Annotated in this window: 23 protein-coding genes; 1 reads left to right on the top strand and 22 read right to left on the bottom strand. The window is 49.3% G+C overall.

Translation table 11 applies throughout. From position 1 onward, the window contains the following. Positions 1-5 precede the first annotated feature (5 nt). From QM717_RS12270 to QM717_RS12170, 21 genes are all read right to left on the bottom strand, one after another. Positions 6-296 (bottom strand): hypothetical protein, encoded by a 291-nt coding sequence (locus QM717_RS12270; RefSeq protein ID WP_415037755.1) that lies wholly within the window; start codon positions 294-296, stop codon positions 6-8. Further along, entirely contained in the window at positions 286-684 is a 399-nt protein-coding gene (locus QM717_RS12265) for a class I SAM-dependent methyltransferase (RefSeq protein ID WP_415037754.1), read from the bottom strand. The genes QM717_RS12270 and QM717_RS12265 overlap by 11 nt, the downstream gene beginning before the upstream one ends. 99 nt (positions 685-783) lie before the next feature. Next, the gene (locus tag QM717_RS12260) at positions 784-2,364 is read right to left on the bottom strand and encodes a hypothetical protein (RefSeq protein ID WP_415037753.1); all 1,581 of its coding nucleotides are present in this window, start codon (positions 2,362-2,364) and stop codon (positions 784-786) included. 2 nt (positions 2,365-2,366) lie between these two features. Continuing rightward, positions 2,367-3,332: a glycosyltransferase family 2 protein gene (locus QM717_RS12255; RefSeq protein ID WP_415037752.1), complete on the bottom strand. Its 966-nt coding sequence runs from the start codon at positions 3,330-3,332 to the stop codon at positions 2,367-2,369. Next, positions 3,310-4,641, bottom strand: coding sequence for an O-antigen ligase family protein (locus QM717_RS12250; RefSeq protein WP_415037751.1), 1,332 nt, complete (start codon positions 4,639-4,641; stop codon positions 3,310-3,312). Before QM717_RS12250 ends, QM717_RS12255 begins: the two co-directional genes overlap by 23 nt. Further along, positions 4,634-5,731, bottom strand: a complete 1,098-nt coding sequence (locus tag QM717_RS12245) for a glycosyltransferase (RefSeq protein WP_415037750.1) — start codon at positions 5,729-5,731, stop codon at positions 4,634-4,636. Before QM717_RS12245 ends, QM717_RS12250 begins: the two co-directional genes overlap by 8 nt. Next, the gene (locus QM717_RS12240) at positions 5,728-6,858 is read right to left on the bottom strand and encodes a glycosyltransferase family 4 protein (RefSeq protein ID WP_415037749.1); all 1,131 of its coding nucleotides are present in this window, start codon (positions 6,856-6,858) and stop codon (positions 5,728-5,730) included. The genes QM717_RS12245 and QM717_RS12240 overlap by 4 nt, the downstream gene beginning before the upstream one ends. 1 nt (position 6,859) lies before the next feature. Continuing rightward, positions 6,860-8,512 (bottom strand): hypothetical protein, encoded by a 1,653-nt coding sequence (locus QM717_RS12235; RefSeq protein WP_415037748.1) that lies wholly within the window; start codon positions 8,510-8,512, stop codon positions 6,860-6,862. Positions 8,513-8,549: 37 nt separating this feature from the next. After that, positions 8,550-9,695, bottom strand: coding sequence for a glycosyltransferase family 4 protein (locus tag QM717_RS12230; RefSeq protein ID WP_415037747.1), 1,146 nt, complete (start codon positions 9,693-9,695; stop codon positions 8,550-8,552). Beyond that, positions 9,695-10,345 carry a CatB-related O-acetyltransferase gene (locus tag QM717_RS12225; RefSeq protein ID WP_415037746.1) on the bottom strand — a complete coding sequence of 217 codons (651 nt, stop codon included), beginning with the start codon at positions 10,343-10,345 and terminating at the stop codon, positions 9,695-9,697. The genes QM717_RS12230 and QM717_RS12225 overlap by 1 nt, the downstream gene beginning before the upstream one ends. A gap of 11 nt (positions 10,346-10,356) precedes the next feature. After that, positions 10,357-11,766, bottom strand: a complete 1,410-nt coding sequence (locus QM717_RS12220; RefSeq protein ID WP_415037745.1) for a hypothetical protein — start codon at positions 11,764-11,766, stop codon at positions 10,357-10,359. A gap of 75 nt (positions 11,767-11,841) precedes the next feature. Beyond that, entirely contained in the window at positions 11,842-12,963 is a 1,122-nt protein-coding gene (neuC, locus tag QM717_RS12215; protein WP_415037744.1) for a UDP-N-acetylglucosamine 2-epimerase, read from the bottom strand. Continuing rightward, a complete protein-coding gene (locus QM717_RS12210; protein ID WP_415037743.1) occupies positions 12,963-13,607 on the bottom strand; it encodes a TylF/MycF/NovP-related O-methyltransferase in 645 nt (214 codons plus the stop codon). The genes neuC and QM717_RS12210 overlap by 1 nt, the downstream gene beginning before the upstream one ends. 1 nt (position 13,608) lies before the next feature. Next, entirely contained in the window at positions 13,609-14,667 is a 1,059-nt protein-coding gene (neuB, locus tag QM717_RS12205) for an N-acetylneuraminate synthase (RefSeq protein WP_415037742.1), read from the bottom strand. A gap of 1 nt (position 14,668) precedes the next feature. Continuing rightward, the gene (locus QM717_RS12200) at positions 14,669-15,310 is read right to left on the bottom strand and encodes a hypothetical protein (protein WP_415037741.1); all 642 of its coding nucleotides are present in this window, start codon (positions 15,308-15,310) and stop codon (positions 14,669-14,671) included. After that, complete coding sequence (locus QM717_RS12195) at positions 15,310-15,969, bottom strand: cytidylyltransferase domain-containing protein (protein ID WP_415037740.1); 660 nt, start codon at positions 15,967-15,969, stop codon at positions 15,310-15,312. The genes QM717_RS12200 and QM717_RS12195 overlap by 1 nt, the downstream gene beginning before the upstream one ends. Then, a complete protein-coding gene (locus tag QM717_RS12190; RefSeq protein WP_415037739.1) occupies positions 15,969-17,054 on the bottom strand; it encodes a glycosyltransferase family 4 protein in 1,086 nt (361 codons plus the stop codon). Before QM717_RS12190 ends, QM717_RS12195 begins: the two co-directional genes overlap by 1 nt. 61 nt (positions 17,055-17,115) lie before the next feature. Further along, entirely contained in the window at positions 17,116-17,955 is an 840-nt protein-coding gene (locus tag QM717_RS12185) for a glycosyltransferase family 2 protein (protein ID WP_415037738.1), read from the bottom strand. Then, complete coding sequence (locus QM717_RS12180) at positions 17,955-18,824, bottom strand: hypothetical protein (protein WP_415037737.1); 870 nt, start codon at positions 18,822-18,824, stop codon at positions 17,955-17,957. The genes QM717_RS12185 and QM717_RS12180 overlap by 1 nt, the downstream gene beginning before the upstream one ends. Beyond that, positions 18,821-20,113 carry a polysaccharide ABC transporter ATP-binding protein gene (locus QM717_RS12175; protein WP_415037736.1) on the bottom strand — a complete coding sequence of 431 codons (1,293 nt, stop codon included), beginning with the start codon at positions 20,111-20,113 and terminating at the stop codon, positions 18,821-18,823. Before QM717_RS12175 ends, QM717_RS12180 begins: the two co-directional genes overlap by 4 nt. Beyond that, entirely contained in the window at positions 20,113-20,970 is an 858-nt protein-coding gene (locus QM717_RS12170) for an ABC transporter permease (RefSeq protein WP_415037735.1), read from the bottom strand. The genes QM717_RS12175 and QM717_RS12170 overlap by 1 nt, the downstream gene beginning before the upstream one ends. 162 nt (positions 20,971-21,132) lie before the next feature. On the opposite strand from QM717_RS12170, the gene QM717_RS12165 reads away from it, so the two are divergent. Further along, positions 21,133-21,870, top strand: coding sequence for a tyrosine-protein phosphatase (locus QM717_RS12165; RefSeq protein ID WP_415037734.1), 738 nt, complete (start codon positions 21,133-21,135; stop codon positions 21,868-21,870). 90 nt (positions 21,871-21,960) lie between these two features. Here the strand turns inward: QM717_RS12165 and QM717_RS12160 are convergent, their stop codons facing one another. Next, positions 21,961-24,351: a GumC family protein gene (locus QM717_RS12160; protein ID WP_415037733.1), complete on the bottom strand. Its 2,391-nt coding sequence runs from the start codon at positions 24,349-24,351 to the stop codon at positions 21,961-21,963. Positions 24,352-24,364 lie beyond the last annotated feature (13 nt).

The following is a 24,364-nucleotide window of genomic DNA, read 5'->3' as shown; positions in this document are numbered from 1 at the left end:
GGAAATTACTTTTTCTGGGCGGAAAAAATTTCAAAAAGAATAAAGGGCCAAACCAATTTCCTCAGGATCTGCACCTTAAAAAAGCGGTTGAAGACTTCTTTTATTTTCCCGATCGTCGTTTCGTGGTATTCCCCCGTAAAATCGCTGCCCGCCAATTTGCGCCCGACTTTGTACAGTATATTTTCGGTCGGACCGGACACGATCACGTAACCGTCGGGTTTGAGCAAGCTGTTGAATTTCTCGAGGTATTCGGGCAGGATGTCGAGCGGAATGTGTTCCAATACATCAAAAGCCACAATAAAATCGAAGGTGCGTCCTTTGAAAATCCTGCTTGAAGAAATCGCCTTGAACAAAATGGATGCTGTCGGGATACGAAATGGTCTTGGAGAGCAATCGAACCGGCGTCAAATCAAGATCCAAGGCATACAAGCGGTGTCCTTTTTGCGCCATCGCATACGAAAAAACGCCCGTGCCGCAACCAAAATCCAAAATCTCGGCATTGGCTTTATCCAAACTGTCGATAAACGAAGAAGCCACCGAAAGCCGTTTCCAGAAAATATAATCGATGATGGGATTTTTGTGCGCATAGGCCGGAAGGGCCGCTTCCGACAAAACTTCATCTGTTCCTTGGTGGTGCAATAAATCTGCAATGGCTTGCTTGAACAGTTTCTTGGTTACATTCATGTCTTGACTTTAGAAATCTTAAGTGCGTAAAACTAAGGGATAAATTGATAACACACAAACAATCCGCGCAGCCTTTACCCTACTTGGAATCGATTCTTTTTAAATCTTGAACAGATAAACCGCGCCTATTTTATTGACCAATATCATCCCGGGTTCAATTTTATCGGTGACGACATAACTGACTTTTTTGGATTTCAAGAAAGCAATTTTCTGCTCCGGGCCCATCGTTTTGAGCTTTTGGATGTCCAAATACCACTGCACAAATTTATTGGCATTGCCCTCGATGAGCATTCCCGCACCTTTTCCGTCGAGCACCACCGAGCGGTCTGCACCGGCCCTGATGTAAAAACTGCCATAAAAAACGGCATCCTTGGGCGTGTGCTGTTTGATGTAATCGATCATGTGGCTAATGTCGCTGTTGCGGCCCAATTCGTCTGGATTGGAAACCTTGAGCGTGGAAGGATAAATATTGGTCATGAGGTCGTCGCCGAGCACCGGAATCTTGGCAAACAAAGGCAAAGAAGACAGCGACAGGAAAACAAAGAAGCCGATGACGGCAATCCTTTTGTACAGTTCCTTGACCGCAAAACGGGAGAAAAGTTCCACGATAAACAGGTAAAGTCCAATCTGCAACAGCACGAGCAACAGCTTTTGGATGCGGATCAGTTGGAACGCCATCCGGATGTTTTTGTGCAGCAATCGATTGGCCGCGCTTTCTACATAAACAAAGCTATTGGCCGCAATAAAAAGCACCAGTATCGTAAACAACAAAATCTTGAAATTCCTTTTGCCTTCCGAACGGTCGAAAAAATAATACCCCAGGAAAGGAATCAGCAGGAAAAAGGTAATCGGTCGGCTCCAGGCTGGGATAAAAATCATCGGGTCGAGAAACGAACCGCTGATCCGTTGCAAAAATGCCTCGTTGTACAACGCCTGGCTGTACTGCAAATCGACCTTGATGTTGGTCGTATAGGTCAGCAGGTACGGCATCATCCCGATCCCGAAAAACACGCCCGCAACAATCAGGTCGCGCCACATGGCTAGGCTGAGTTTTTTTTCTTCAAAACCGCGGTAGGCCACGAAAGCCGCAGCACAGACAACCAGCAATCCCACGCCACTGATGGGATGGAAATTGAGCAACAGCCCCAAAATCAAACCCGAAACCGCCATGCGGTACTTCTTGAGGTAACAGTAGGTCAAAAACGGCAGCGGTGCCAGGGCGATGAACAACGTGCGCGGCATAATGGTCCACAAGCTCGAAATGCCCAACAATTCGCCACCAGGCGGCCATAAAATTCCCCTGAAAAAAACCGAGAAGGCCAAGGCCAGCAGAAAGTCCCGGCGCAAGGTGTAGAAAAAGAAAAACCACAACACCCCATACAAAATGTGCGAGAAAAAACTCAAAAGGTTGAGTGCCTGTAGGTAATCGCCGTGGGTCAGTTGGGCAAATCCGCGGACGGTTTCGACATAAAAAGGCGTGTAATATTTGACATCGTTGATGTCACTCAGGTACAAATCGTTTTGGTACAGCGCCGGATTGTCGAGCTTCTTGCAGATCGGGATGATGTTGGCCAAATCCGAAGAAATTTCCAAGACGCTGGCGTCGCGGTTGTCAATATAATACCCCAATGCGATGCACACATTGACAAACAGGACGAGCAATACCTTCTTGTAATTCATAATCAGTTATTGGGTTTGGGTGCATTGATGATGTCGTATTGGATCGCCTGCAACAGCAATTGGAAACCGAGGATGATCGACAAGGTAAAAACCATGATCGTCCCGGTAGGCGCCAAAATATCGTGCGAGTAATAGTAAATCCATTTGATGATGCCAAAAACCACCCCGAAAAGGAACAGCGGCAATCCGGTCAGCAGGTACAAAGAGGCGATGTTGAAATCGTAAAGGAAATACTCCTTCAAAATCCGCTTGAAATACACTTTGATAAGGCTCGTGGAAAACACCAACGGCATGTGCCACACCTTCATGCTCGAAATTTCATCGCCGTAAATGGCCGGCATGGCCACGTCCTTGATCCTGGCCTTGATGAAATAAAGTTGCGAGATCAATGAGGTCTCAAAGAAATAGCGGCTCGAAAGTTTGGAGAAATCGAGCTGTTGGAGGTAAGACACCTTGATCGCAAGATAACCGTTGTTGGGATCGAAATTGTTCCAATAGCCGGTCGCAATCTTGGTCAGGAACGACAACATCAGGTTGCCCATCCGACGCCCGAACGGCATCTTCTTGAGCGCGTTCAAATCGCGGAAACGGTTGCCTTTGGCCATGTCCGCATCGTTCTTGAGCAACGGAAAAATCAATTGGGGCAGGAATTTAGGATCCATCTGGTCGTCGGCATCCATCTTGACGACAATCTCAAATCCGTGGTCGATGGCATACTGGAAACTTTTCATCGTGGCCCCGCCGACGCCCAGGTTGACCGGGTTTTCGAGGAAAACGATTTGCATCGGATGCTGGGCCGCCAAACGGATCGCGTCCTGGTCCATCGGTTCCGGGCTTTTGTCATCGGTAATGATCACCGCATCAATGAAATCGGGAAGTTTGGCCACCACGTCGCAGATGTGCCTCGACGCATTGTAATACGGGATGGCGACCGCAATCTTGGCTTTATGCAGTTTGTTGATTTTCATTCTTGATTAAAAAAATTGGTGACATCAAAAGGATCGTGACAAACATAAACAATCCGAGAAGCCCGAATAATACACGGTAAATATACAATTGTTCGCCAAAGAACAAAGTAACGAGCATCGAAATAACCAATCCTTTGAGCGCCATTCGCATATTGGGAAAGTTGGGCATCTTGACAAAAAGATACCCCACGAGCCATCGGAAATACATAAAAACCCCCACCAGCCCGACTTCATTGATCAAGCTCAGGTACGTATTGTGCGCCGAGGAAATCAGGTCGAGCCTGTTGTTAAATCCAATCCCAAACGGAATGATGTAAGGATTGTCGTAGAGGTATTTGAGGTACAGCATCGAAAGCTCCTTTCGGCCCGACCCCAAATCTTCGTAGAGCTCGTCGGCCCTGGCCGATTGCAGCGCATTCGGGCTCTTGATTTTCTTCTCGACGCGGACTTCGTAGACTTCCTTGATTTTTTCGACGAGCATCGGCGTGACGGCAGAAACCCCAATCATCATGACCGTCAGGACGATGGTCGTGATGATGAATTTACCGGTTTCACGGATGAAAAAGTACAACAGGAAAACGGCCAAACCCACATAGGAAGTTCGCGAACCGCTCAAGATCAAGGTAATCAGCGAGATGATGATGGTCGTTATGAGCAGCGTCTTGCTGATCTGGACTCTTTTTTCGTTGACCAATCCGACGGCCAGCACGAACACAATCAGCGTGGTCATGCCCAATACGATCTTGTTTGGCCCCAGTGTACCCGATAAAAACCCGTAGTAACCGCGTTCGTACTCGGCGTTCCACAAAAATGGGATCAATTTGAAATTCTGCAGGATCACGATCAGAAAACACAGGCAGCCAAAGATAAGCGTACAGGTGACAATCCGTTTGAGGTGTTTCAAATCCTGTATGATGATGATCAGGAATATCGTTGCGATGTAAAACGCCCAAAAGTGGAACAGGTATAGCAGCGATTGAAAAATCCAGTACGGTTTGTCGACAATGATCGCGTGCACACAGGTCGGGATCATCATGAAATTGCAATAAAACAAGAACTGGTGCAGGAACCGGAGTACCTGCGTATTGCTGATGATGCCGTTGAGCAGGTTGTAATTCCTGAAGTAAAAAATCATGATCACGAGCCCCGCAAAGTCGAAGATGCGCAATTCGTTGTTTCCCTTTACGCTGTAAGTCATCACCGGAAGGTTGTAGAAATAGGAAAACAGCATGAGGTATGTAGAAACGATAACGATCTTGGTTTTACCCAATTCGTTCATGACATCCTGAAAAGTTTTTTCTCTATCCATTGGCATTGATGCGCGAAAGCCAGTTCAGGTATTTCCCCAAAACCGCGTCCCCGACAAAAGTAGTATAAATAAGATTATGCAAGGCATTTGCGTAATTTTCGCGTACATTTTTATCGTCGATCATCTGCTGCAAACCCGAAACGAAAGCATCCAGATCGCCATCACCGACAATAATGCCTTGGCTGTGGTCCATGATTTCGGGAATTTCCCCAACCCTGGTCACGACAGCCGGCAGTTTAAACAGCCCGTATTCGAGCAGCGAAACCGGCAAACCTTCCGAATGCGAAGTCAGGATCCCAATCGAGGCTTGGCGCAAAATGCCCGCGATATCATTGCGCGATCCGTAGATGAAAACGTGTTGCTGCAAACCGTCGGCTTCGACTTGGGCGTGCAAACGTTTCGAATAATCGTCCCCAAAATCCTTTCCCACCAGATGGAAGGTCCAATCGGGATGACTTTGTTTGAGTTTTTGGGCAATGTCCAATAGAAAAAAATGGCCCTTTTGCGGACGGAGGTTGGCCAGACACAAGATGCGTTTGCCTTCTTGGCCCTGCAACACTGTTTCCTTTCGCCCATCTTTGAGATTGTCCTCGAGTACAAAATTGGGCAGGTAGATCACTTCCTGGCAACGCAGGTGGCGCTTGCCCCAATCGAGCAGCTTTTGGTTGACCGCGATTTCCCCGGCAAAAAAAACCGAAGCCATTTTGAGCGCCTTGTGCTCCCGTTTCTCCAGAAATTCACTGTTCCCATAATGATCGTGCCAAATGATCCTGATTTTGGGATAGATGCATTTGAGCAAAACTGCCAGAAAAAAAGAAGTGCTGTGCGCATGCAGGATATTGGCCTGGTGCCTTACCGCAAATCGGCGCAACGCCCAAAGGGCTTTCCAGTCGAGTGTCTTTTTTTTGTCCAGGAACAAATATGGAACCTGTGGCTGTAATTGTTCGCGCAACGGCCCTTGCTTTCGCGTGACGACCAAACCCGAAAACCCCACTTCGCGGTGCAGTGCATTGGCATAGTTGACCGCCATGCGTTCGGCACCACCGGCTTCGAGGCTGTCGATGAGTTGTATGATTCGTTTGTCTTTCATCTTTTGACGGAATTTTGGAGCAATTGCCGGATCGAGGATTCGAATACATCGGTCGTGTATTGCCGCGACCATTGCATCCCGGCCGCCGCCATGGTGTGGTACCGTTGCTGATCGGAGCGCAAGGCGGAAATTTGGGCAGCGTCTTTTTCGAGATCCATCTCCAACAGCACGCCCCGTTTGCCATGGCCCAGCATGTCCGGCACGCACGAAACCGATGACGAAACCGGAAGGCAACCCCAGAACATGGCCTCGGCCACGACTTTGGGCCAGCCCTCACTTTGCGACGGCAACAGCAGGAAATGACTTTGTTGATAGGCCATCCTAACGGTCGCTTCGGATTGATTTCCCTTCAGGAACACGGCGTCTTGGAGCCCATGCTGCGAAATATAACTTTCGAGACTGGCCCGCTCTTTTCCTTCGCCGTACATTTCTAAAGTGACCGGATTCCCCAATTGGCGTAGCTTTTCGACCAATTGAACCGCATACATCGGACGCTTGCCCGGGGCCAATGTCCCGACAAACAACAACCGGATACCGCTTGCGAAAGACCGCGGTTCAACCGGAACCTTATCGGATTCTTTATAGGTGGCCGTAAAAAAAGGCTTGATATTTTGGGAACTTCCAGGCCATTGGCCATAGACGAGCACCTGCATGTTTTTGGTCAAAAAAGTATTCGATAAAATCCAACGTTGCCATTTGTAACTCCAGGGTTGGCGCGCATCCGGGTCCCAATTTCCCGCATACTTGGCCGTTTTGGGTTTGCCCGGAAACAAAATCTGGAGGAAGCAGCCCAGCAACCCGATGTTGCCCGGACAACGCAAATGGATGTGGTCTGCCCGTTGCATCGCCCTGAAAATGCGGAAACCGATGCGCGGGATTTTCCACATGGTCTTTGCGATCGACGCCATATTGAGGATGTTGAAGTCGCTGATTTCCCTGAAATTGATCGTTGGGTGTTCGTAAGCCATATCGACCGCCGATTTAGGTTGGGCCGACAGCGGCGCGACCACGATGACCTCATCGACATATTTGAACCAGATGTTCATTTCCCGCACATAGGGCGCATAGGACCAATACTGGCCTTTTTCGGTTAAATGCGGTACTTGTGTGATGATGGCAAACTTCATATTATTTGTTGCTTATGGCGGTAAACGGACCGATCAGTGTGACATCGGCCATTTGGGCGAGTTGCATGATATCGTTCGAATACGACGAACGGATCACAACCGGGAAAGGCCATTCCTTGATGCTTTCCACGACGCGCTGCAGCTTGTCTCCCGTTGGAAATTCATTGATGATCAATCCTTTTTTCCCTTTGTTGTAAAGATAAAAACCACCGTTAAAACTTCTTTGTACACTGGTTTTGGTGCTGTATCCGTGCCTGTAAAGGTCGCACAAAAAATAAAATTTTCCTTCCTGAAAATACCTGGCTTTCGGATGCTGCTCTAAAAAAGCAAACATTTGTTCGCGTTCCTGTGTAAAGAGATCGATCTGCTTTTTCCATTGTCCGCCCAGCAACACATAGCCGTAACCGTACAAAGGTCGCGGACCTTCTGCCATCGGCATGTAGAACCCAGCGCCAAAAACGGGACTGATGCTTTCGATCTTGATTCTGTTGTCGGGATTTTTGCGGGTCGCGGTGTCGTACTTTTGGCCCACCCGATTGGTATGCATCTCGAATCCCGGGCCACAGAAAGTGCCTTTGGCCTCGATTTCAATCCCGACGAGCCAAGGCAAAACCACCGCCGCTAGCAGCACCGGCCGCAGGATCCTGTGTCTCATCAGCCAATCGAATCCCAAAAGCAGCAGCACGAGCAAGGCCGGCAGCACAGTCATCGAATATTTGTACATCGGATAAAAACCAAACCATAAAAAGGGCGAAACCGAAAGCAGCAACAATCCGAGAACCGCCATCGAAATGGATTGCCCGGCAACCTTGAGCGCACGCAGTTTGACCAACGCAAACAGCAACAACAGCAATAAGGCCGGTGTCAAGAATGCGCTTGCCGAGGCCAGCATCGCCAGGGCCGAAACCTCGCTTTTCTCGAGATAGCCCGTTCCGGAGGTGATGGTTTGCCGTATCTCCGCCAAATCATAACCGCTGATGCCAATACAGACCAGGGCCAAAACAACCCCGATGCTATTGGCTATTGCTATTTTTACCGCAAGCCACCACGTTCTTTTCCCATAATGTCCAAACGGATGGAAATACAGAAACAATCCGGCATACAACGGCAGTGCCATGAGCATCGTCCAACGAAAAGGCACCGAAAGGCCAAACAAGACCATCGATCCGACCAGGTAAAAGTATTGCCCGCGTTTCAAAAACCGCACGAACACCAACAGCGACGCCAACAGCAAAGCAAAGGCGATGTTGGAAGCGTTGATGATCAAACTGTGGAACAGCAGATCGGGCAACAGCAATGGCAACAGCAGGTAAAAATACAAACGGTTTCGGGCAGTAACGATCGAATCACCGCTGAACAGGCTTTCGAGCAACAAAACCAAAAATGCCAACACCAAAAATCCAGACGCAAAGGAAACCGACACGGCAAAGACGCGCAAACTGGTTTCCTGCTGCAATCCGCTCATTTCCAGCAACCAATCCATCCCGGAATGGTAAGCGGCATAAGGCGGTTGAATGTAAGGATTCCGGCCACAGAGATGGTACAAAATGGTCGCCGCATCATCGCCTTCGACATAATTGAAATTGAGCGTACAGCCCAACAGCAAGCCAAAAAGCAACAGGTAAAACAGGATGGCCAAATGGGTGTTTCTCATTGTACTGGATCGCTTGATGTGGTCCAAATATAGCAGATTATTTGCGCAGCGTTTGGTAGAAGGCGATGTTTTTTTGGACAATCGGTTCGAGCGCATATTTGTTTCGTGCAAAGGCTGCCCCGTTCTGCTGTATTTGCTTTACTTCTGCCGGATGCTGCAATGCCCAGATGATTTTGTCGGCAATGTCCTGCGGTTGGTACGGATCGCACAGCAATCCGGTTTTTCCATCCTCGATGGTTTCCGGTCCCGGTCCGAGTTTGGTGAACACCACGGTTTTCTGCATAACCATCGCTTCGGGCGCGACCAGTCCCTGCGTTTCCATGTGCGAAGGAAAAACACAGACTTCGGCCTCGGCGTATTTTTTTGGGATGTCGACATGCGCGATCGAGCCGTGAAAATGGATACTTTCCCCCGCATCGCCCAGTTGCGGGAATTCTTTTTTGTGAAGCATTTCGATGTAGGAACTGCCATCGGGGAATTGCCAATCCCTTCCGTAGATTTCAAGTGTAGCCGATGGACAGGCGCGTTTGACGATCGGAAATGCCTGGATGAGTTGGCGTATCCCTTTCTTTTCACAGACGGTTCCGGCAAAGACAATGCGCCCCGGAACAACCGGAATGTTTAACGGTTGGAACAAATCGGTGTTGATCGGGTTGCTGATCAGCGGCACTTCATTGCCATGGTAGCTCAGGTATTTATGGGTATGCGATTTCACATAGTCGGATACGGCCACAAAAGCATCGGCACGCGCAAACGACCTTTTCTCCTGAAAGCCTTTCCACCAATTGATGCCACGGTTTTCCCCTTCGGCGAAAAAATGATGCCCGCCGTGCAGACGGATCACGTATCTGATGCCCTTTAATTTTTGAAGGAACGCCAATCCGAGTTCGGCCGATTCGACCACATCGATCGGATGCTCCGCATGGATTTCGCGGATTTTACGGTTGATTTCCCTGAAATTGTTCCACCAGCTCAAGCCTTTGGTGTGGTAACGGATCAGGCGGTAAACGTGTACGCCTTCTTCGGTATATGCTTCCTGTTGCGGCACATAATTCATCCCCACGACGCTCACGCGGAATCCATGCTTGACCAATTCGGTAGCCATCGTCTTGATGAAACTGCCGATGCCGCCGTGCGGAAAATCGGGTCTTGGGTATTCATTGGTCAGGTAACAGATGTGCATCACTGGTGTTTTTGGATAAAGGTTTCGATGGGCAGGTAAAAATCGTCAAGATGGGCCTTGATTTTGGATTCGGGCCAATGCCACCAGGCCACACGGTTCATCGCTTCGATGATTTCCGGATCGTGTTTCATTTCAATGATTTTCGCCGGAACGCCGCCCGCCACCGCATAATCCGGGAGGTCTTTGGACACCACCGCCCCGGCCAAAATGGTCACGCCGTTGCCGATCTTGACCCCCGGCAGAATGGTCGCGTTGGTTCCAATCCAAACGTCGTGTCCAATCGAAATACCCGATTTTTGGGGCCGTAATTTTTGGGTGATTTCGCCCACGCGGTAATCCTTCCCATCGATGTGCACCGAATCGTTCGCACCGGCCAATTCGTGGAACAGCGGAAACGAAGTCACGTTGCCCTGGGTATGGTAACCCGAGTCGCAAACAAAATTGACGTTGGCCGCAATCGAACAGTAATTGCCGATCTCGAGCGCACTGCCCTGGTACCATCGCCAAACAAAAGCCCCATTGTCATAGGTTTTGGTCCCGACCTTTGCCCAAGCGGCATCCTTGAGCCAAGTCGCATTTCGCCCCTTGAGGTAGCGGTAATATTTGATTCCGAGAAACTTCCACAATAAATTCCTAAAAAATTGCACCATGGTTGTTGTTTTTATTTGTTTTCTAAAACCGGATCGGCTTGCGTTGGGTTGATCTGTCGCTTGATATTCTGGGACGCCTTTTGGTGGTCTTCTAAAATGACCTGGCTCCAGCGTTTCATGTCGGGGTCCATGCCTTTTGCGGCTGCGGTCCGTATTTGCTGTACGATTTCCTCCTTGCCGTTGAGCCAAAATACCGCCTGGTCGGGCATCGTCCTGAAATGCTGGAAACGGTAGACTTTTTCAACCGACCAATTCGGATCCTTGCGGTTGGGCTGGTTGTAATTGAGAAACAGGCAAGGTTTGTCGAACATCGAAAAGTCGAACGCCATCGTCGAACCGAGGTTGACGACCATGTCGCAATAATACACCGTGCTGACGAGCAAACGCACGTCTTCATAAAGCGGATACACCTCTGACCAACCCGCCGATCGGCCAAAATTCCACAACGGCGGCGCTTCCTTGAGCAAATCGCCATGCTTTTCAATGATGGACTGGTAACGGCCCGAGAAATCGACCGGGCAACGGCGCACGAGGATTTGGTATTGCTGTTTCAGTTCGGAATCGGCTACGGCTTCGGCCAGGTCTTCCAAATATTTGGCGTCATCGGGCGAGGTCGTTTCGTCATCACCCGAAAAGCAAATGATTTTTTTATCCGGATCGAGTTGGTATTGGGCGAAAAATTCGTTTCTATCCATCACATATTCGGGATACTGGTAAAACTCGAATTGCGGCGTACCGGTAACCTGTACTTGATTTTCGGGAATTTCGGGATAAAACGTCTGGATCTCGTTTTTCATGTGGGTCGACCACACGAGGTAGCGGTCGGCAAGCAAGGCCATTCGCGCCTTGGGCAGGTTGTCCCACGAATAGATAACGGTAGCGCTTGGAATGCCCAAGTCTTGCGCAGCAGCGAAAATCGTCGGCATCTTGAGCCCGCGTTGGTGCAGACAGAAAACACGGTCGGGTTTGATCTGTTCGAGCAATATTTTGGCCTGTGCATAAAACGGATTCTTGCGCAGGGCTTTCTGGTAGGCCGTTTCCAATTTCAGGATCGAGTCGTAACTGCGGTAAAACGGCGCAAGCCTTTCGATTGCCTTGTAAAACAGCCGTTTGGAAAATCCCTTGTGTTTGGTGTTCCAATTGTACAGGATCTCCGGATTTTGGGCCATCCGCGCATTGTAACGCAAACGGCACAGGCAGATGAGTTCGCGCAGGAAACGCTCTTTGGCCGATTCGGTATAATCGGGAATGGAAACCTCTTGCGAAAAATCCTTGAGTTGCCTGAGATAAGTAATCGTATCTGGACTGAAATTGTGCATCAAAACCAATTCCGCGTCGGCATCGTCAAACACCCTGGAGTACAAGTAATTCCGAATTCCTACCCCGTCGGGAAACAATAAAAGCAATTTGTTTTTCTGCATGTTGCGCGCACGATTTTGAATGCCAAATATCGTTTATTTCTGACGAATGAAAAAATTACGCGGCGATTTCTGCAATCAAATGTCCCTGAACTGTTTCTGGTGGTTCAACGCCCAGATGGCGTCATTCTGCAGCGACTCGAGAAACAAGGCTGCACTGTTGCCCGTCCCGTAATCGGCTTTGGCTTCCGAACGGCTATGCGAACCGATCATCCCTAGCCCGTGACGGATGCTTTGCACGTCATAACCGACATTGACGATATCGGCATGGAGCGCCCGGTTTTGCTGACGCGTCCCAATATTGATGATCGGCAAACCGTAATAAGGCGCCTCACGAATCCCGGCGCTGCTGTTCCCAATGATGAACTCGGCATTTTTGAGCAAAGTCAGGAAATATTCGAAGCGCAACGAAGGATACACCTTGAAACGCGGATGATTCTTGAGTTTGTCGTACGCCCTCAGAATCGATTGGCTGCCCAGGTCGTTGTTCGGGTAGACGACGATGTAATGCCGATCGTCCGCGAGCAAAGCCTCAACAAAGGCATCGGCGTATTGCTGCATGAACTTGGCTTCGGTCGTCACGGGATGGAACATCGCCATCGCAAATTTTTCAAAACCGATGTCATAATACGACTTGACGGTCGGCAAATCGGGTAAATCATCCGAAAACATGATGTCGACATCGGGCGAACCGATCGTAAAAATCGATTCGGCCAATTCGCCCATCTGGATCAAACGGTTCTTGGCCTGCTGGTTCGACACGAAATGCACATGGCTCATCTTGCTCGTCGAATGACGAATGAGTTCATCGATCGTCCCCGAAACCTCGCCGCCTTCGATGTGCGCCACGAGAATATTGTTGAGCGAGCCCACGATGGCACCCGCGAGTGCCTCCACACGATCGCCGTGGATCACGATCATTTCGGGATCGCATTGCTTGACGTAGGCCGACAAACCTTCGATGGTCTTGGCCAGGGTCAAATCCATGGTGGTTTCGTGCGTATGGTTCGAAAAAGTATGGATGTTTTTATAATGGCATCGTTCGATTTCTATAAGCGTATAACCGTATTCCTGCTGCAGATGCATGCCGGTCACAAACACAAAAGGCTCAAATCCTGGCGCGTTTTCGAGCGCCGAAATGAGCGATTTGATCTTGCCGAAATCGGCGCGTGTACCGGTAAGAAATAAGATTCTTTTCACTACGATTTGACGATATAAGAAATGGCGTTCGAATACGGAAGTTTCTTGATTTCGGCTTTCTGCGCAAAGAAATCGTCGACGGCTTTATTGGTGCCGGCAAAGGCGCCGTAGTCGTCAAAGATGATGATGCCGCCCGTGGTGACGCGGTCGTACAATCTTTCGAGTACTATCTTGGTCGGTTCATACAGATCGACATCGATGTGCAAGAGCGAAATCTTGAGGTGCGGATTTTTGTCGAGGTAATCGGGCAAGGTCTGCAAAATATCGCCCTTGATGATGTCGACGTTTTTGTTCAGCCCTTGCTTGTCGAGCAATTCGTTGATTTCTTCGTAGGAGATGCTTTTGCCGCCATTGGTTTCGGCCACGAATGCATCGCGTTTGGATTTGTCTTCTTCGAAAACCGCTTCGGGAAAATCCCCGAAAATATCAAACCCGATCACTTTGCGGCTGCCGGTTTGTTCGAGCAGGTCGCGGAATTTGATCCAACGGAAAAACGAATTCCCCTTGAAAATCCCAAATTCTACGATTTCCCCGCGCACGGTGGCCGTTTGCCTGAAGAATTCCAGGTGCGACAAAAATTTGCTGAACCGCGCCGGGTCGGCCGTGGCGTAGAATTCGTTTTCGTATTCAAATCTCCTGTTCAAATCATAAAGTTTGTCCATCTTGAATGTCGTTAAAGGTTAACTGCTCATCGTTTGCAATGTCCCGTGTGGCGGTTCTTCCGAGTACGGCCTCAAATTTATCGGCGAGGATTTCACCGGTTCCGGGACGCTTGACCCAAATATTTTCCTTGGTAAAAACTTCACCTTTTTGGATGTCGGCAATCGCACAGATCGTCGCAAATGCAAAATCGATGGTCACCTGTTCTTCTTTTGCAGGTTCTTTGGTACCGCCGCGCATCTGGGCCATCTCGGCACTGCCCACAATCAATTCGCGGCAAGCCTGTTCGTCCATGCTGCAGACGATGTCCGGTCCGGTGCGGTTCATGTGGTCGGTAAAATGGCGCTCGAGGATGCTGCCGCCCAAAGCCACCGCGCCGAGACAGGCGTTGTTGTTGAGCGTATGGTCGCTGAGCCCGAAAACCTTATCCGGAAACGCCTCGTGCATTTGTACCATCGCGCCAAAACGCACCAAGTGGATCGGTGTCGGATACAAATTGGTCGTATGCAACAGGGCTACCGGAACGTTGTGTTTGTCGAAAATCGCGACAGCCTTGCGCACGCTTTCGATCGTATTCATGCCGGTACTCAAAATCACGGGTTTGCCAAACGAGGCGATGTGTTCGAGCAACGGATAATTGTTGCATTCGCCCGACCCGATCTTGTAGGCCGGAATGTCGAATTTCTTCAAACGTTCGGCGGCCGCACGCGAAAACGGCGTCGAGATGAAAATCATGCCTTTGCTTTCGACGTACTGTTTGAGTTCGAGTTCTTCGGCTTCGTCGAGTGCGCAGCGTTCCATGATTTCATAAATCGACACATCGGCATTTCCGGGGATGACTTTTTTGGCGGCACCGCTCATTTCGTCGGCGACGATGTGGGTTTGGTGCTTGACCACTTCTACACCCGCGCGATGCGCCGCGTCGACCATTTCCTTGGCTACGGCCAAAGAGCCTTCGTGGTTGATTCCGATTTCGGCGATGACCAGTGGCGGATAATCCGGGCCTACCATTCGGTTGCCGATCTGTATGGATGGATTTCTCATATTAACCTTTGAATTTTCTCATTCTGTTTTTGATGAAACTGTTTCCTTTTTCGATGAGCCAGTACCATTTCTGATAAAGTCCGGGATTGGTAAAAATCAATTGGCCGCCCCCGCCCCATCGATCGGCCGGAAACGGGCCGTATGCCGGGTTTTTGCTCGGGGAAATGGTTTCGGCCCGCAGCGAATTGGGGAAAATCTTCATGAACTGCACGATCTGTACGCCGCGGTAGCCCTCGATGAAAATGACGGTATCGGCCTTACAATAGCCCGCGATCTTTTGGAACGAATCGTCCGAACCATCCACGATGATCAAATCGAAAGTACTGCCTTGCTTGATTTGCGACATCTCGTTGTACAATTCAATCTTGTGGTAATCGACCACATTTTTGGGCAGGGCATCCAGGCAATAGTCATTGGCTTCGGTGCCCGTGTATTGGATGTCGAGACCGTTTTGCCTGGCATAATGGAAAATCGTATCCGAAATCGAACCGATGCCCAATCCTACTTCAAGGATGCTTTTCACCTTGAAATCCTTGACCAGCTCTAGAATCTTGATGAGTGCATATTCACTGGCAATGTATTGGTTTCCTTCTACGAAGGCGAATTTTTTATAACCTGCTTTGGCAATTGTCTTGTAATCCATTAAGGGGTTTGTTTTAATAAGTATTGGGCAAAATCGAAATCTTGCTGCGTATCGATATCGACCGAGGCAAAAGGATGGTTTACTTCTAACGGAAAAGCGTCTGGGCTCATGATCGTATCGGCAAGTATCAATTTTCTTGTGCTAATATATAATAAACCGTTTTCAAAATACAACGGTTCGAGGTCTTGGCTGCGCTGTCCCGGTTTGTAGTTGAAGGGCCGGAACCGTTCATGGACGATGCGCCCCAGCTTGTGGTGGCTGCGCGTGACGGTAAACAAACTGTCGCAGTTATTCTCCCGAAAAATCGCGAGCGCCTCTGACAACAGCCCCGTCGGTCGTAGCGGATTGGTGGGCTGCAACAGTACGATCGTATCGGCCGAAACATGCGAAATCACGTGCTTGAGTGCCGAAACTGTCGGTTCCAGGTCGCCCGAAATGGCCACGGGACGATCGATGACCTTGGCGCCAAAACGCAATGCAACGGCTTTGATCTCGGCATCATCGGTCGAAACATAAATGTCGTCGATGAGTTCGGGATGCGCCTGCGCGTACAAAATGCTGTGCGCGAGCAAAGGCAGCCCATTGAGTTCCTTGGTATTTTTACCGGGCAGCCTTTTTGAACCGCCACGCGCAGGAATGATTGCAATCGTTTTTCCCATCAGTCGAAATGGCGTTTGGCACTTTGGATCAAGGCGGTCATGCGTTCGTTCCATTGTTGCGCGGTGTATAAATCTCTTGAAATATCGAATGTTTGTGGGTGTTTGAGGTAATTTTCGATCGCGGCAATCCATTCATCCACAAAATGTGGTTTTTCGATCAATTGCCCCAATTTGCCGTTTTGCAATACTTCTGGTACGCCGCCCATGGCCGAAGCGATACAATAACAGCCGCAATGCAGGGCCTCAATCAGGCTCATGCCAAAACCTTCCTGGCACAGCGTCGGAAACAGATATGCATCGGACATCTGGTAGTATTGCGGCAAAAGGTCATTGGCAATCCGGCCACCGTAAAACACGCCGGATTGTGGCTCTTTGGGTTCGCAACCGATGACGAGCAGAATGGCTTCGGGATGCATTTTGTGCAGGATTTTCCAACTGTCGAGCATCAAATGCAAGCCTTTTTTGGGACGGTCCTGCGAACACCACATGAAGATTTTCTTGCCTTCGAAACCATGTTTTTTCTTGAGTTCTGACTTTGCCTCTGCCGTAATTGGGTGGAATTTCTGCGTGTCGATCCCGTTGTAAAGCACCGAAAAACGAGACGGCAAGACATTGAATTTGTTGCGGAATGCTTCGTAGGCGCTGTGGGTCAACACGACAATCTCGTCGGTTTTTTCAAAGAAGACGTTATTGTAACCCGGCTCAGACGGAACGTGCCCGTGGTAAAAAAACTGCAGGTAACAATTCTTGCGGATGCCTTTCTTTTCGATATACTGCTGCAAAGCCTTGGCCAACCCGAAATTGTCCACGACCTGCAAAATGTAATGTTCATCGGGGCGAAAAATCTCAGCAAACGCCTCAATATAGCCCAAATGATTGTTCTTGCTGATTTTCTTGCGCCATTGCAAAAATGGGCTTTGCGTGACGATCTGGTAGCGTACGTTCTCGAAACGCTGCACGGGCGACTCGCAAATGATCGTGTCGATTTCATGGCTGGATTGCAGGTAATTGCGGTACATCGTCGTCCAGCTTCCGATATGGGCATACGGCAGCGGAAATTGCGATAACAGGACAACCTTGGTCATGGGATTTCTTTACGGTTTGCAAGCCCGTAAACTTAGCAAATAATTTACTCTTGGCGGAATTTTAGAACCTAATTTTGAGGAAGAAGCGGTTCAGGAAACCCAGATGGTTGCGGATCAACAAATCGGCCAGCTTGTTCTTGCGCAGCAAAAACCGCGGACTGCCCCATTTATTGTGGTATTTGAGGATGCCCGACAAATACTTTTCGCTGTCGAAAACCCAAGCATAGTTCGGATGCTTGAGGTATTTGGGGATTTTATAATTCTTGACAAAAGCCTGCTGTTCGGGTTGGGTATTGCTGACCTTGGGCACCGATTTGCGCTCGAGGTGCTCGACATACGAATTGTACACGATCGCATGCTTGATGTTCAAGTACCGCAGCGTCATGCCATAATCGTTGTCGGCATAATAAAAATCGAAGGTCTCGTCTAGCGGCCCGATGCGGTCGAAAATTTCCTTTTTGACCACAAAACACCACCCCATCAAATGGATCATCACGCGGTAACCGATCGCAAAAGCGCCCGGCTGGTGGCCTTGGTGGTAAATGCCCGACGGGCTGAACGACAAGATATCGGGATGCTGTTGCGCGACTTTATAGATTTCGCCAAACCAATTGTCGTGGAACACCAGATCGTTGTTGCACAGCGCAATGTAATCGCCCGTCGACTGCTCGATACCGATGTTGAGAAACCGATGGAAGTTGAACGCTTCCTGCGGCACCATCACCTTCACTTCAGCCGGATAACCAAAACCCGATTCGCGGTAGGTTTTGTTCGATTCGATCAAGATGATTTCGAGATCGGTTTGCGCCTCTGATTCCTGCAACGTCCGGATGCAGCGCATCGTCATCTCATACAATGCCTTCGTATCGGTCTTGGCCAATATGACTACCGACAAACGCATCAGAACAGTTTTTTGAAGATTTTCTTGAATCCCGTCTTGACCATGTAAAACGGGTTGATCGGGATCAGCCTTTGCGGGTGATTCTTGGCATATTGGTCGATGAATTCGTCAATCGAGGTGGCCTTGATGTATTGCAGTTTGTTCCACACATCGGGACGCGTCGGGTGTACATTCTCAAAATCCTTGTAATTGCTGCTGTCGAGGTTTTTCCAGAAATCGAAATAGGCCATCGTATCAAAATCATCGCGGTGTCCCCAGTTCATGATCTTGGTCATGATTTCGGCTTCGGGACGCGCCCAGGATTGGTGAATCGCGGTCATACTCATGAAATGGCTTTTCATCGGGAAGGTATGCCGCGTGAGCGTGTAATGCGACGCATTGGTCACAAACGTAAAGCGTTCGTTGTTCTCGATGTACAGGTAACCGTCGGGCAATTCGCGATAAAGCGTGACCATCTTGCCCCGGAATTGCACGGGCGTCAGTTTCGGAAAAATATTGAGGTACCAGTATTTTTTGAGGTAACGCAGCAACACCGGAAAATCATACACGTATTCGTCCACATCGAGCTGGATGTGCCAACCCTTGCCCATTTTTTTCATGAGCAGGTTGCGTTCGCGCGTTTCGCACTCCATCGGCGTGAGTTCCTTGACATAGAACTGGTCGAAATAAAATTCAATTTTGTTCTTCGTGTCGAAGGCTTTGACTTCCTCGAAAAACGATTCGGGAATTTCAAATGTATTGCCGCTCCAGGTCAAACGGTCCTTGTCGATCGCCACATGGATTTTTTCGACATGCTCGTACAACAGCTTCACCGAAGTCAGCAAATAATGGTAATCGTAGGAAACCAGATAGCCTATGTTGACCTTCATCGCTCGCGGGTTTGGATGTTCCAGAAACTCGGCAGGTACAAACGCGAATGCTGCGGCAATGGCCGCGTACGCTTGGTGAAATTGCTCTGTTCGAGGTGGAAATTGAAGAAATTCTTGATCGTATAGATCGATTCGATATGGCCGGCCCCGATCCAGAAATTGATCATGAACGAACCCGGGATGAACAACAGCGCATCGGTGCGGATCGTCACGGTGAGTTGTTGTCCTTTGAGCAGTTTGCCGAAATTGGCGCCGTCGTCCTCGTTGCTCACGTGTGCCATGAGTTCCGAATTGGTGTTGAGGATGTCCATTGCAATCGACAAATCGGAGATGTTTTCGTGGATGTCCATGCTCACGCTCATTTCGATCTTGTCGCCCAGATAGAGCGTTTCGCCTTTGCCGATCGGCAATCCGTTGCTGCGGATTTCGGTATTGGTGATCGTAATTTTATCGCCGAAGGATTTGTGCACGCTCGGCGAATCGAAATCTTTCATCGAATTGGCCGAATAGAACGCAATCGCATCGTCCACACCGCTGTAATCCACAAGCCTTCCCTTGTCGAGCACGATGCCCTGGTTGCACAAGCTCTTGACCGCGGCCATGTTGTGGCTCACGAACAAGACGGTACGGCCTTCGCCTTTGCTGATATCGCCCATTTTGCCGAGGCATTTCTTTTGGAATTCGGCGTCGCCCACGGCCAAAACCTCATCGACAATGAGGATTTCGCTCTCGAGATGCGCCGCGACGGCAAATGCCAATCGCACATACATCCCGCTGCTGTAACGCTTTACGGGCGTGTCGACATAGCGTTCGACACCCGAAAAGTCTATAATTTCTTCGAGTTTTCTCGTGATTTCTTTTTTGCGCATGCCCAAGATCGCGCCATTGAGGTAGATGTTTTCGCGTCCGGAGAGTTCGGGATGGAAACCGGTCCCTACTTCAAGCAAACTGGCAATACGGCCTTTGACCTTGATCTGGCCCGTAGTCGGTCCTGTCACGCGCGACAACAATTTGAGCAGCGTACTTTTACCGGCGCCGTTTTTCCCGATGATCCCGACGGCATCGCCTTCATTGATCTCGAAATTGATGTCCTTGAGCGACCACACGATATCGCTGGCGCCCTTGACGCTGCGGTCGTTGGCTTCGCCGATGCGTAAAAACGGGTCTTCCTTGCCCCTGATCTTGGTGGTCCAGAACCGTTCCAAATCGCGCGAAATGGTGCCGGTGCCGAACTGCCCAATCTGGTAGGCTTTAGACAAATCTTCTACTTTGATGATCGGTTTGCTCATTATATCGTATCTACAAAATTCTTTTCGGTCTTGTTGAAAATGACAATCCCGAGGAATAAAACCACTACGGTCACCATGGCCGAATAACCAATGCTTGCCAATGTAAATTCGCCTTTACCTAGTAAGCAATAGCGGAAAGCCTCAATGATTCCGGTCATCGGGTTGAGCTCGATGAGCCAGGCCATATCGGAGAATTTCGCCTGGGCTTCGCTGAGCGGATAAATCACGGTCGTCCCGTACATCATCAATTGCACACCGAAAGTGACCAGGAAACTCAAGTCCCTGTATTTGGTGGTCATCGCGGTGATGATGAGCCCGAGCCCGAGCCCGAGCAACGCCATCAGCAACACCAGAACCGGGAAGAATATGACCGCAATGGGCATGTGAAAATCGTTCCTGAAATAAATCATTCCGCCGATGAGCAAAATGAGCTGTACGCCAAAACGCACGAGGTTGCTCACCACAATACCCAGCGGCATGATGAGCCTCGGAAAATAGACCTTCCCAAAAATATTGGCGTTGTCCTTAAACACCGTACTGGTTTTGATCAGGCAATCCGAGAAATAATTCCAGGCCGTGACGCCCGAAAGGTAAAACAGGAAGTGCGGCAATCCATCGGAGTCGATCTTGGCCAGGTTGCCAAAGACGAACGTAAAAACCAAGGTCGTGAAAATCGGCTGAATGAAAAACCACAGCGGCCCGAGGATCGTTTGTTTGTAAAAACTCACGAAATCGCGTTTGACAAAAAGCAGCAGCAAATCGCGGTAGCGCCACACATCGGCAAACTTAAGATCAAAAAGCGACGAATGTCCTTTGATGACCAAATCCCAATCTTCGTGCGGTTTGTTTTGCTCCATTATCCAGTCGGTTGCCGTTTGAATTTTACGCTTTTAGCCCGCAAATATAGTAATTGAAATGCAGTTGTTGAAGCGATAACCGCCATTTTTGGAAATAAATCCAATCCGAACAAAAATCTGCAATATTTCTGTAATTTTGCAGGGTGATTTAAAGCCCGAAAGTTGTTCCACTACCTCAGCAAAAAACCGTATTTAAAGGACCTGATCCCGGATCACCACGTCGATTTCCATTCGCATCTGTTACCCGGAATCGATGATGGGGCCAAAACCATGGCCGATTCGTTGCAACTCATTGCCGACTTGCAGCAAATCGGGTTCGCACAGATGGTGACGACGCCACATGTCATGAAAAATGTTTGGGACAACACGCCGGTCCTCATCGGGCAAAAACTGTCGGAAGTCCAATCGACCCTGGAACAAAAAGGACAGAAGCTCACGTTTACCGCCGCAGCCGAATACCTCATGGACGGCAATTTCATCGAACTGTTCCAAAACGAAAAACTGCTCACGATCAAGGACAATTATGTCCTGGTCGAGATGTCCTACATCAATCCGCCGATCCAGTTGTACGACATCCTTTTCGATTTGCAGGTGGCCGGTTACAAACCCATACTTGCGCATCCCGAGCGCTATCTCTTTTACCACAAAAATTTCTCCGAGTACGAAAAACTAAGGCATGCCGGCTGCGCGTTCCAGCTCAACCTGTTGTCGGTCATCGGCTATTATGGGGTTGGCGTGGCCGAAACTGCCAAGACTTTGCTCAAAAAAGGAATGATCGATTTTGCCGGTTCCGATGTGCACCACCAACACCATGTGGGCGGCTTCTCGCGCAAATTGCTGTTCAAGGATGTACAGCCGATCAAGGAAGCTTTGGCGCACAACCGGATTTTCAGGAAATAGACCGCTGCGCTACCAGAGCAAAGACCGTTTCACTGCAAGAACCAAGACGATACAAAATAAAAAATCCCGACGTTGCCATCGGGATTGGGTTTATTTTTTCTTGAGCAGCTTTTTGTGCCAAGGTTCTTTTTCCTCGTCCTTGCTGTAGCCGTAGCCATAACCGTAACCATAACCGTAGCCGTAGCCGTAACCGTAGGACGAGCTTTTCTTCCACAACGTATCGTTGAGCACGATGGCCATGTTCGGCAGTTTCTTCTCGCGGTAGAACGCCTCGGCAAATTTGAGCAGTCGCTTGTCGAGGTAATTGGCACGCATCACATAAATAAACGCATCCCCGTTTTTGGCGATGAGCAAGGTATCGGTCACCACGCTCACCGGGGCGGTATCGACAATGATGTATTCGTATTCGCCCTTGAGCCGTTCAAAAAGCTGGTCGACCTTCTGGTTCATGAGCAATTCCACCGGATTCGGCGGAATCACGCCCGATGGCAGTACATACAGGTTTTCATAATTCGGCAGCTTGACGATGAAATCGTTGATGTCCTTGTCTTTCTGCGAAATGTAATTCGTGAGTCCCTTTGAAGGCAGCTTGACGTATTTGTCGATTTTCGGATTTCGGATGTCAAGCCCGATCAACAGCACTTTCTTGTTCGACAAGGCAATCGTCGTGGCCAGGTTCACCGCCACGAAAGTCTTTCCTTCTTTGGGAAGTGTCGAGGTAACAAAAATGGTCTTGGCCCTTTTCTCGGGTACATTGCCCAGCATGAATTCGAGGTTGGTGCGTACGATGCGGATCGCTTCGGCCGAACTCGAACGGCTGTTGGTGTTGATGATTTCCTCGCTGCTTTCCGACTGCGGGATGTCGCCCAGGAACGGGATCGACACCTTCGACTCGACGTCGTGGCGCGACTTGATCTTGGTGTCGAGCATTTCGCGGATGTAAATCACGAGCAACGGAATGAGCAAACCGAGCGCGAACGCACCGAGCAAAATGATGTTCTTTTTGGGTGCAACCGGCGTATCGACCGACATCGCCACATCGATCACTTTCGCGTTCGCTGGTGTTACGGCCAACGAAATGGCAATTTCCTCGCGTTTCTGCATCAGGTACAAATACAAGGACTCCTTGATCTGTTGCTGTCTGCCGATGATACGGAATTCCCTTTCCTGACGCGGAATCTGCGAGATTTTACCCGTGTTCATATTGTTTTGGCGTTGCAGATCGGCTTTGCGGATGTTGAGCGTGGCAATCGCCGTATTCAAACTCGTGACGATGTTTTCCTTCATCTCCTCGATGCGTTTGTCGAGGTTGATGACCGCCGGGTTCTTGACCGTTCCGGTCTTGATCAGTCGGCTTCTTTCAAGTACCAAGGTGTTGTGTTCGCCAATCAGGTTGCCGGTGTTGCCCTCGGTAGGCATGATGTTAATCGGCACCAGGTCGCCCTTGTTGATGTTTTTCATGTATTCGAGCAACGACTGTACGATCCTGATTTGCGTTTCGGTTTCGATGAGCTGCTTTTCGTAGAGTGCGGAATTTTGCAGGTACAATCCGGCTTCCGAGACAATATCGGTGACACGGTTCGATTGTTTGTAGGCCGCGCCCTCCTTTTCGACATCGCCCAATTCCTGGGAGATGAGCTTGAGACGGTCCTCGATGAATTTTTCGGTGTTCTGCGAGATGAAATTCTTGTCGGCAATCGCATCTTCGTTGTAAATCTGGACGATGGCATCGAGCAAATCTTCGGCTTTCTCACGGATCGGGTCGATCATCGTCATTTCCACCACACTGGTATTCTTGCCCATGGCGGTGATGTTGAGCTTGTTCTTGTACTTCTGGGTGATGTCGTCGAGCTTGCTGAAATTGATCGTCACGTTGATGTCCTTCTTGGCCTTGCGCTTGGTCGGGTTCTTGTTGACGATGACCTTGCAGTGCTTGAGCGGAACAATCGCTCCATATGAAAACTGACCGAGGCTCTTGTCATCGGCCGTAAACAATTCGTATTTCGAATCGGAAACCGATTTGAGGTCATAGGATGCCTTCCTTTTGTAAAACAATTCGTCCATCGAAATTACCGAAAGACTGATCGGGTTGTCCTTGTAGATTTCAACCGCCTTGACACGGCCTTCGGTAAAATAAGTGATGTTGAGATTGAGGCGCTTGATCGCATTCTCGATGATCGTGTACGACTTGATGACTTCGAGTTCGTTGTCAACATTGCTCTTGACGCCTTTCATCAACCCGAGGTCTTCAAACGCTGACAACTCCGACTGCATGCCGCCCTTGCGTTCGTCCTTGACCAAAATAATCGTCGAAGCCTTGTAAAGCGGAATGCTGTAGCGCAAATAAATTCCGGCCGCGATGAGGCAGAACAGTACACTCAGCAGGAACCATTTCCAGTGAATAAGGTATTTGTCGACCTGTTCGCGTATGTTGAGACTTTCGTCGGTTGATTCTTTGCTTAAAGGAGCATGGGATTCCATTCAGTTGTTTTTA

The organism is Flavobacterium sp. (assembly GCF_047602195.1).
In the GTDB taxonomy this organism is placed as follows: domain Bacteria; phylum Bacteroidota; class Bacteroidia; order Flavobacteriales; family Flavobacteriaceae; genus Flavobacterium.
Note: the sequence above shows the minus strand (reverse complement) of the source record. Positions and strands in the feature narration are given on the sequence as shown.

Excerpts from the sequence above, each read along its gene's own strand:
- QM717_RS12265 (WP_415037754.1), bottom strand. The coding sequence starts at position 684 with ATGAATGTAACCAAGAAACTGTTCAAGCAAGCCATTGCAGATTTATTG.
- QM717_RS12260 (WP_415037753.1), bottom strand. The coding sequence starts at position 2,364 with ATGAATTACAAGAAGGTATTGCTCGTCCTGTTTGTCAATGTGTGCATC.
- QM717_RS12255 (WP_415037752.1), bottom strand. The coding sequence starts at position 3,332 with ATGAAAATCAACAAACTGCATAAAGCCAAGATTGCGGTCGCCATCCCG.
- QM717_RS12250 (WP_415037751.1), bottom strand. The coding sequence starts at position 4,641 with ATGGATAGAGAAAAAACTTTTCAGGATGTCATGAACGAATTGGGTAAA.
- QM717_RS12245 (WP_415037750.1), bottom strand. The coding sequence starts at position 5,731 with ATGAAAGACAAACGAATCATACAACTCATCGACAGCCTCGAAGCCGGT.
- QM717_RS12240 (WP_415037749.1), bottom strand. The coding sequence starts at position 6,858 with ATGAAGTTTGCCATCATCACACAAGTACCGCATTTAACCGAAAAAGGC.
- QM717_RS12235 (WP_415037748.1), bottom strand. The coding sequence starts at position 8,512 with ATGAGAAACACCCATTTGGCCATCCTGTTTTACCTGTTGCTTTTTGGC.
- QM717_RS12230 (WP_415037747.1), bottom strand. The coding sequence starts at position 9,695 with ATGCACATCTGTTACCTGACCAATGAATACCCAAGACCCGATTTTCCG.
- QM717_RS12225 (WP_415037746.1), bottom strand. The coding sequence starts at position 10,345 with ATGGTGCAATTTTTTAGGAATTTATTGTGGAAGTTTCTCGGAATCAAA.
- QM717_RS12220 (WP_415037745.1), bottom strand. The coding sequence starts at position 11,766 with ATGCAGAAAAACAAATTGCTTTTATTGTTTCCCGACGGGGTAGGAATT.
- neuB (WP_415037742.1), bottom strand. The coding sequence starts at position 14,667 with ATGAGAAATCCATCCATACAGATCGGCAACCGAATGGTAGGCCCGGAT.
- QM717_RS12200 (WP_415037741.1), bottom strand. The coding sequence starts at position 15,310 with ATGGATTACAAGACAATTGCCAAAGCAGGTTATAAAAAATTCGCCTTC.
- QM717_RS12195 (WP_415037740.1), bottom strand. The coding sequence starts at position 15,969 with ATGGGAAAAACGATTGCAATCATTCCTGCGCGTGGCGGTTCAAAAAGG.
- QM717_RS12190 (WP_415037739.1), bottom strand. The coding sequence starts at position 17,054 with ATGACCAAGGTTGTCCTGTTATCGCAATTTCCGCTGCCGTATGCCCAT.
- QM717_RS12185 (WP_415037738.1), bottom strand. The coding sequence starts at position 17,955 with ATGCGTTTGTCGGTAGTCATATTGGCCAAGACCGATACGAAGGCATTG.
- QM717_RS12180 (WP_415037737.1), bottom strand. The coding sequence starts at position 18,824 with ATGAAGGTCAACATAGGCTATCTGGTTTCCTACGATTACCATTATTTG.
- QM717_RS12175 (WP_415037736.1), bottom strand. The coding sequence starts at position 20,113 with ATGAGCAAACCGATCATCAAAGTAGAAGATTTGTCTAAAGCCTACCAG.
- QM717_RS12170 (WP_415037735.1), bottom strand. The coding sequence starts at position 20,970 with ATGGAGCAAAACAAACCGCACGAAGATTGGGATTTGGTCATCAAAGGA.
- QM717_RS12160 (WP_415037733.1), bottom strand. The coding sequence starts at position 24,351 with ATGGAATCCCATGCTCCTTTAAGCAAAGAATCAACCGACGAAAGTCTC.